We start from the raw sequence: 6,915 nt of genomic DNA, 5'->3' as shown, positions 1-6,915 counted from the left end.
CGAATCGCTTGTTGTCTCAGGTAATTTTGGGTAGTTGGATTCAGCAGTCGAGCATCGGGTTTCTTCATGTCTCGATTCTAGCAATTCTCTCCTTACTTCTGCATTCTCTTCGATTGCCAGGTTAATAGCTACTTACAAGGTAGCTGCTCTGCCAAATTGAGCTACATCAGCATTTGGACGCGGAGCCAGGAGTTGAACCTGGTAAAGTTCAGCTTATGAGACTGAAAAGCGCACCGTAGCTTTATCTCCGCTATACCCCCGACTGGACTCGAACCAGCAAGACACTCGTTTTAAGCGAGCGATGTCTAACCAATTGCATCACAGGGGCATTGTTCTAAATTGGTGGGTGCTACAGGAGTTGAACCTGTGTCAGACTGGTTAAAAGCCAGTTGCATAGCCGTTCTGCCAAACACCCATTGTTAGATAGTTGTTAGAGATTCGTTAGAGATTTGGTACACCGAGCAGGACTCGAACCTGCTAGTAACACGCTCATCAGGCGTGCGCGTAGACCAATCCCTGCCTTCGGTGCATTTGGTACTCCCGACAGGACTTGAACCTGCATAAACTCCGTCCCTCAAACGGAGGCGTTTACCGTTTCGCCACGAGAGCACAGTACCCCTGGTGGGAGTCGAACCCACAAAACCTGGTTTCTAAGACCAGTGCATATTCCGTTCTGCTACAAGGGTGAATTGGTCGGGATAGTAGGATTTGAACCCACAACCTTCGACTCCCAAAGTCGCCGCGCTACCAAATTGCGCCATACCCCGATCGTGTTTGGTACTCCTGATGAGATTTGAACTCATACATGAACTATTTTTGAGATAGTTGCCTCTACCAGTTGGGCTACAGGAGCAAAAGACAGGAGGATAGAAGTGCTGACCCAAAAGCATTTCATGCCTCCCGACTGGGAAGGAAGGAATCGAACCTTCAACCATCTGTTTCAAAGACAGATCGCTTTACCTAATTTGCGTACTTCCCACTATCGATTTGAATGATCTGAATGATTTGAATAGTTTGGATGCCGAGGTTGGATTTGAACCAACATCTCCATGATTCAGAGTCATAGCAACTTTCCAAGTCGTCCACTCGGCATTGATTGGCTGCCCTAGTAGGATTTGAACCTACATCCCTCCGATTAACAGTCGGATGCTCTGCCAGTTGAGCTATGGGGCAATGTTCCTGAAGATTTCAGGATGGGAATGGCAGGGATCGAACCCGCGTCCTCAGAGCTTCAATCTGATGCTAAAACCAACTCAGCTACATTCCCTTAAAAGTTTGTTTGGCGGAGAGAGTGGGAGTCGAACCCACAGAGGGGATTAAACCTCGATCGTTTAGCAAACGACTTGCCTTGCCAATGGTGACCTCTCCATTTGGTGGGTCGAGTTGGATTTGAACCAACGATGCTTGCGCAACCGTTTTACAGACGGCTTCCTTGATCAGACTTGGATATCGACCCAGATTTGGCAGTGCTGACGGGAGTTGAACCCGCAAACGCAACTTTGAAAGAGTTGTGGCTTTACCAATTTGCCTACAGCACCATGAAATTTGATTTGGCGAAGGGACTGAGACTCGAACTCAGATCGTCGGTTTTGGAGACCGAAATGTTACCGTTACACCATCCCAACGTGTTTGGTCGCAGTGCGGGGAGTTGAACCCCGAATCTCTTGGATATGAATCAAGATCCTGACCGTCAGGACACTGCAAAACTTTAGAATTTGGAGTCCGGGAGGGGAATCGAACCCCTGTTGAGCAGATTTGCAGTTTGCCGCCTTCCCACTTGGCTACCCGGACAGGCGAGGATAACGAGATTTGGCACAAGATTTGAACCTTGCGATTTCTGGCTTGATAGTTCAGTGCTTGACTCGGCTGAACTACATCCTCTTAAGAAGCAGGTAAGATTGCTAGGCTTACCTGCTCTGGATCATATGGGTGAACTATTCAGTTTTCATGGTTCAGAAGTTAGTGCAGTCTAAAGTAGTGTTCGCCGTTGCAAAAAGCCTTCACTTTGCACTTTTGAAACGGCTTCGGCTTGTTTTCGCCGATCCGATGCTGATTGATCTCTGCGTCGATCCCAGCTAAAGTTCCAGGAGTCCGATCGCGGATGTCTTAGAAACAGAATCATTTCGTCGCCTCCGGTTTGTCTTCTTTCGTGCTACATTAATACTACATTCTGTATTACAGGGTTGTCAAGAGCGTACTACAACTTTTTTTCAGATGCCTTCCAGAACTGTTCAGCAAAGGCAATTGCGGGATGAATCGGGGCTTTTGGCTTGGTTTTCAGCTTCATTCCGAGTTCAGACAAAAAGCGATCGCCTTTTTTAGAATTACAACCTGCACAAGCAGTCACAACGTTATCCCAAGAATGGCTTCCACCTCTGGAACGGGGAATCACATGGTCGATCGTCAGATGCTTGGTGCTGCCGCAGTATTGGCAAGTATGACTGTCTCGTCGGAGAACTTCTCGGCGACTGACTGCTGGCACTTTCCAATGCCGTTCTGGATTCGATCCCGTTAAACGGATGTGCTCAGAAACATGTAGTACAACATTGGGAGAACGAACTTCCCATTGCTGAGCATCTTCAAAATCGAGTGCTTCAGCTTGTCCAGAAATAATCAGAACAATTGCACGTTTGATGTTGATGCGCGCGATCGGTAAATAGTTTTTAGAAAAAACCACGATCGACGCTTGTAATATATGTGGTTCAGTTGCCTGCATGACGGTTTGTTTCACTCCTAAAAAAGAACCCCGCTCCTGATGTGCCAGAAGCGGGGAAAGGGTGGTGAGTAAATGCCCTTACGCTGGAGATAAAATCTCCCGATTTCGCCCGCTTTTTGCACCATGATTTTTCAGCCAGTTTTCCGACATGCACGCACTTTCTACACCCGGAACTGGGGCAGAGGTGCAGTCACATAAATGGGAAAAGCCGTAAATCATTGCGATGTAGTATCTGTAGTATGATTTATTTACATACTACAGATATATTACAAATTTGTCCAGGCGATTTCGGGAATTTTTTCGTCAATTCAGCTTTGAGCGATCGTCAATCTCGTTAGAAACTCTCTCGATTCAAATTCGACAACCCATGTTGACGACGTAACTCATGCAAGGTGAGATAGTCTGCACCATAAAACGCTTGCTTTTGCCGTTCGTCCATCTCATTGCAGCCATAAAGATAAGGACGACCTCCTAGAGCACAACATTGTTGTAGTGCCATTTGTAAAACTGGAAGCGTCTTGGTCAGCAGCATCGGGTTCCAGCGGCTCACCATTGTGTAAAGCCCCACGCTAAAGAGTAATGTTCCTTTCGGTGCTGGAAGAAAAGCAAAATTCGTATGGTCTGCTGGGCGACGAATCATGAGAATGTAAATTGCTTTGAGTGCTTCAGATAGAGGCTGTTCTCTCATCAAAGGTTCCAGAAATTCCATGAAGCGAACTACGTTAGCATAGTCAAAGATATAATCTGTCCAAATCTGAAAATGATCTGGGAATGCGGAAAGCCAGACATCTCTGCGCGCTTGTAGCTGAAAGGGAAAATCTTGCTCACTCTTGACTTGATCTGAATCTTGATACAAAGCAGGGGCAATACAAGAGTCACTAAATTGCTCTTGCTGGCTCATATAACCATACTCAGAAGCAATCTCATTCAAAGAGATATAGCCATTGAAATGCTGAATTCCACTGTTCGGGGCAGCTAGCTCTGGTAAAAACTCCAGCATTTCAGAAACGCTATCATGCTGTCGCTTAACAGTATGTGTAAATTTTGAGAAGGGCTGAGTCTGCATTACGACTTTGTCAATAATGCCAACTTGTCCTAATCCTGCCAAAGCAAAGCGGAACAGCGTTTCATTCTCGTGCGGAGAACACCAAAGAACCTGTCCATTCGGCTGAATCAAACGCAGGCGACGAACTTGATCGACTTGGAAACCATGCGCGATCGAATTCAGCCCCATTCCACCTACTGAAAGCGTTCCACCCACTGACAAATCCAGATAATCAGTCAGAACGGCTGATTGTCTGCCTGCCTGGTTCAAACATTCCTCAACCGCACGCCAACAGCTTCGCCCCGAAACTTCAACCAAGCCATCTTCTAAGAACTCAACTTCAGCCGATCGACTAAAGTTTTCAAGAAGAATGCCTCCAGAATTGAGACTCTGCCCATTACATGAATGACCAGCCCCTCGAACTGTTAGCGAAGTTCCAGTCGTCTGAGCCACTTCTAACGCATGAAGAATATCTTTCTCCTGATGCGCTGTTACTAAAATGCCAGGTTGCTTGCGTCGCAACCCTCCGAAATCAGTTTGATACTGTGCAGGCACAATATCTGTAACTTCGCCCTGTATGCCTTGCCGAAGTGAATCTAGAATGTCAGACATAATTACTTATCCAGAATCATTTGAGCTGCTTTCTCACCAATCATGATGCAGCTTGCGTTAGTATTCCCACTCACAATCACAGGCATAATCGAGGCATCCGCAACTCTCAGTCCTTCAACCCCATGGACTCGGAGCTTTGAGTCCACTACTGCCATTTCATCTTGTCCCATTTTGCAGGTTCCAACAGGATGCCAAATCGTCGTTGCCTGAGTGCGAATTAGACTGTTCAAGTCATCGATATCTGCTGTAAACTCGCCGCCATTGAACTCCATTAAGCTTGAAGTATGAGCCAGTTCACGAGCAAGCTGAATCCCTTGTCGTAAGACTTTCAAATCACGATCGCAACTCAAATAATTTGGATCAATCCTTGCTGAATCCAACGGATTGGCAGAGCGCAAATTGATCTGACCTCGACTTTCAGGTTTGATTAACGTTGGCGCACAAAAAAACACAGAATCTTCGATCGATAATTCTTGAGGAATCAATCCACGCATATTTCCTGTGAAGTGAAATTGTAAATCTGGTGCTTCATGCTGATCATCTGTATTGACAAATAATCCAGCTTCTCCTAGAAAAGTAGGAATCTCAAGATTTTGTTTAGCTCGATACATCAAAACCATCATCAGATGATCGTGTAAGTTCTGTCCGACTCCTGGCAAATTGACTTGAACTGAAACGTCGTGCGCTTTAAGCTGAGCGGTAGAACCAATTCCAGAAAGCATTAAAAGTTTGGGTGAGTCGATCGCTCCTGCACAAAGGATGACTTCTTGATTGCAGTAAACTCGCTGAATTTCACCTGCTTGAATATATTCCACACCAATGGCACGATTGCCTTTTAGCAAAATACGAGTGACTTGGACTTGTGTCTGAATCGTTAGATTCGAGCGGTGGAGAACCGGATTGAGAAATGCGATCGCGGCGTTACATCTTCGCCCATCTGGAGTTACATTCACTTGATAAATGCCCGCTCCATTTTCTTGCTGCTCCCCATTAAAATCCCAATCTACGCCATAGCCAAGTTCTCTGCCTGCTTGCACAAAAGCTCTTGAAACGGCAGTGGGTTCAGGACAGTACCGAACACTCATCTCCCCACCAATTCCATGAAAATCAGAGACATCTCCAGCAAAATTCTCTGACTTCTTGAAGATGGGAAGTACTTCATCGTAGCTCCATCCCTCATTCCCTAAGTTCTTCCAGCCATCAAAATCATGACGGCTGCCTCGAACGTAGATCATCGCGTTAATACTACTGCATCCCCCTAAAACTTTGCCTCGTGACATGAAGATGCGGCGGTTACAGAGTCCAGGCTGTTCCTCAGTGAAGTAAGACCAATCGTGTTGAGATCCCCAAAGACTAAATAATTCCGACGGTTGATCAATATTAGAATGCTTTGCTGAACCTCCTGCTTCTAAGACTAAAACAGTAGTGTCAGAATCAGCACTGAGACGATTCGCAATTACACATCCAGCGGAACCCGCACCGATTACGACATAGTCAAACGACTGCTGCTGTAGCATCCCGCCTACTCCAAGGTTCTTTTAGATTCCAGCGAAGTTCCCGACTGGAGGCGATGAAAAGTCAGTGCCATCATTGATGATTTTGATTGCAGATGCCATGCGCTCCATCTGCGATCGCAACTCTGGATAGTCTTGCATTGTATTCACGAATCGCCCTGCCTTGTCTTGAAACTCAATGCCATTAAAGAAATTCATGACAAGATAGTTGCCTTCATACCAAATAAAACCATAAGACGTGAGATGAAGTTCTTGATAACTATCGAGATGCGAATCCCAAGCATCGCTCGGAGCAATGAATAACTCTGGAATACCCGACTGAGGCATGTTATCCCCCAAACCACTATGCATTTTGTAAGTGACTTGAAATGACCATCTATCTGTTTCAATCTGTTCTAGTTCTTCAATTTGGGTCGGAATTGAAACAGGAGATGGATCTCCCATGCGGCGAAGCCAACCTAAGTTATCTCGATTGCCGAGTTCAGCAAAAATCTCTGGCGGTAATCTCTGTCCATCAACAGATGGAATCACATAGACCCCAAAAAAGGCATGAAAATAAGGACTCGTTGCATCAAAATGAGCAGAGTAAGAACAACCAGGGGTAGGTGCAGGAAACAGCAAATAGCTTGTCCCCTTGAGATCTTGAATGGCATCCCCACATTGAATGTGTTGCCAGTGAGGTTGCATGGCAAGGCAGAAAATCTTAGGCAACCAACCTGCTTCAACGCGAAAGACAGGGCGCGGATTCCATCCTCTCAAGTTAAAAATTGTTTGGACGGTAGGAGCGGATTGTAGTTGTTTCAGCATTAATAGTTGACCTGTTCGTTTGCCTCTAATAATGCATTCTGGTTTTGATAAAGCATCTCAAGATCAAAGGATTCCAGATGGTAACCTTTGCTGACAAACCACGATTGCATCTGCTCAGCTTCGGGAAAAGGTAGAACAAGATTGAGTTCTTGAAGCAAATCGGTTTGAGTCGTGATATCTAGAATAAAATCGGTGTAAGTTTTCATGAGAGTACTTCCCGT

5 protein-coding genes and 16 tRNA genes are annotated in these 6,915 nt (G+C 45.7%); all 21 read right to left on the bottom strand.

All coding sequences use genetic code 11. The features are described from left to right. Positions 1-253 precede the first annotated feature (253 nt). Positions 254-328, bottom strand: a tRNA-Leu gene (locus J0L70_RS30845). Positions 329-340: 12 nt separating this feature from the next. Continuing rightward, positions 341-415 (bottom strand) — tRNA-Lys (locus tag J0L70_RS30840). A gap of 35 nt (positions 416-450) precedes the next feature. Then, a tRNA-Ile gene (locus J0L70_RS30835) sits at positions 451-529 on the bottom strand. A 3-nt stretch (positions 530-532) separates the two neighbouring features. Continuing rightward, positions 533-609, bottom strand: a tRNA-Leu gene (locus J0L70_RS30830). A gap of 4 nt (positions 610-613) precedes the next feature. Next, positions 614-686: transfer RNA gene (locus J0L70_RS30825), tRNA-Leu, on the bottom strand. Positions 687-690: 4 nt separating this feature from the next. Continuing rightward, a tRNA-Pro gene (locus J0L70_RS30820) sits at positions 691-767 on the bottom strand. Positions 768-775: 8 nt separating this feature from the next. Next, positions 776-853, bottom strand: a tRNA-Leu gene (locus J0L70_RS30815). 51 nt (positions 854-904) lie between these two features. After that, positions 905-979: transfer RNA gene (locus tag J0L70_RS30810), tRNA-Gln, on the bottom strand. A gap of 36 nt (positions 980-1,015) precedes the next feature. Beyond that, positions 1,016-1,092: transfer RNA gene (locus J0L70_RS30805), tRNA-Gln, on the bottom strand. A gap of 5 nt (positions 1,093-1,097) precedes the next feature. After that, positions 1,098-1,173 (bottom strand) — tRNA-Asn (locus J0L70_RS30800). 21 nt (positions 1,174-1,194) lie between these two features. Beyond that, positions 1,195-1,267 (bottom strand) — tRNA-Phe (locus tag J0L70_RS30795). Between the two features lie 13 nt (positions 1,268-1,280). Further along, positions 1,281-1,368: transfer RNA gene (locus J0L70_RS30790), tRNA-Ser, on the bottom strand. A gap of 3 nt (positions 1,369-1,371) precedes the next feature. Beyond that, a tRNA-Tyr gene (locus J0L70_RS30785) sits at positions 1,372-1,456 on the bottom strand. Between the two features lie 5 nt (positions 1,457-1,461). Continuing rightward, positions 1,462-1,538, bottom strand: a tRNA-Glu gene (locus J0L70_RS30780). A gap of 92 nt (positions 1,539-1,630) precedes the next feature. Then, positions 1,631-1,703: transfer RNA gene (locus tag J0L70_RS30775), tRNA-Met, on the bottom strand. Between the two features lie 13 nt (positions 1,704-1,716). Beyond that, positions 1,717-1,791, bottom strand: a tRNA-Cys gene (locus tag J0L70_RS30770). A gap of 406 nt (positions 1,792-2,197) precedes the next feature. Further along, the gene (locus J0L70_RS30765; protein WP_287457170.1) at positions 2,198-2,716 is read right to left on the bottom strand and encodes an HNH endonuclease; all 519 of its coding nucleotides are present in this window, start codon (positions 2,714-2,716) and stop codon (positions 2,198-2,200) included. Positions 2,717-3,050: 334 nt separating this feature from the next. Beyond that, positions 3,051-4,373, bottom strand: coding sequence for an FAD-binding protein (locus J0L70_RS30760; protein WP_287457169.1), 1,323 nt, complete (start codon positions 4,371-4,373; stop codon positions 3,051-3,053). Between the two features lie 2 nt (positions 4,374-4,375). Continuing rightward, complete coding sequence (locus tag J0L70_RS30755) at positions 4,376-5,890, bottom strand: GMC family oxidoreductase (protein WP_287457168.1); 1,515 nt, start codon at positions 5,888-5,890, stop codon at positions 4,376-4,378. A gap of 21 nt (positions 5,891-5,911) precedes the next feature. Next, entirely contained in the window at positions 5,912-6,694 is a 783-nt protein-coding gene (locus J0L70_RS30750; protein WP_017288432.1) for a hypothetical protein, read from the bottom strand. After that, on the bottom strand, positions 6,694-6,900 hold the full coding sequence (locus J0L70_RS30745; protein ID WP_287457167.1) for a hypothetical protein: 207 nt from the start codon (positions 6,898-6,900) through the stop codon (positions 6,694-6,696). Before J0L70_RS30745 ends, J0L70_RS30750 begins: the two co-directional genes overlap by 1 nt. Positions 6,901-6,915 lie beyond the last annotated feature (15 nt).

The organism is Leptolyngbya sp. UWPOB_LEPTO1 (genome assembly GCF_017302695.1).
GTDB lineage: Bacteria > Cyanobacteriota > Cyanobacteriia > Leptolyngbyales > Leptolyngbyaceae > Leptolyngbya > Leptolyngbya boryana.
The sequence above is the reverse complement of the archived record's forward strand: the minus strand, read 5'-3'. Positions and strand labels throughout refer to the sequence as shown.

Coding starts and splice junctions, on each gene's coding strand:
- J0L70_RS30765 (WP_287457170.1), bottom strand. CDS start 2,716: ATGCAGGCAACTGAACCACATATATTACAAGCGTCGATCGTGGTTTTT.
- J0L70_RS30760 (WP_287457169.1), bottom strand. CDS start 4,373: ATGTCTGACATTCTAGATTCACTTCGGCAAGGCATACAGGGCGAAGTT.
- J0L70_RS30755 (WP_287457168.1), bottom strand. CDS start 5,890: ATGCTACAGCAGCAGTCGTTTGACTATGTCGTAATCGGTGCGGGTTCC.
- J0L70_RS30750 (WP_017288432.1), bottom strand. CDS start 6,694: ATGCTGAAACAACTACAATCCGCTCCTACCGTCCAAACAATTTTTAAC.
- J0L70_RS30745 (WP_287457167.1), bottom strand. CDS start 6,900: ATGAAAACTTACACCGATTTTATTCTAGATATCACGACTCAAACCGAT.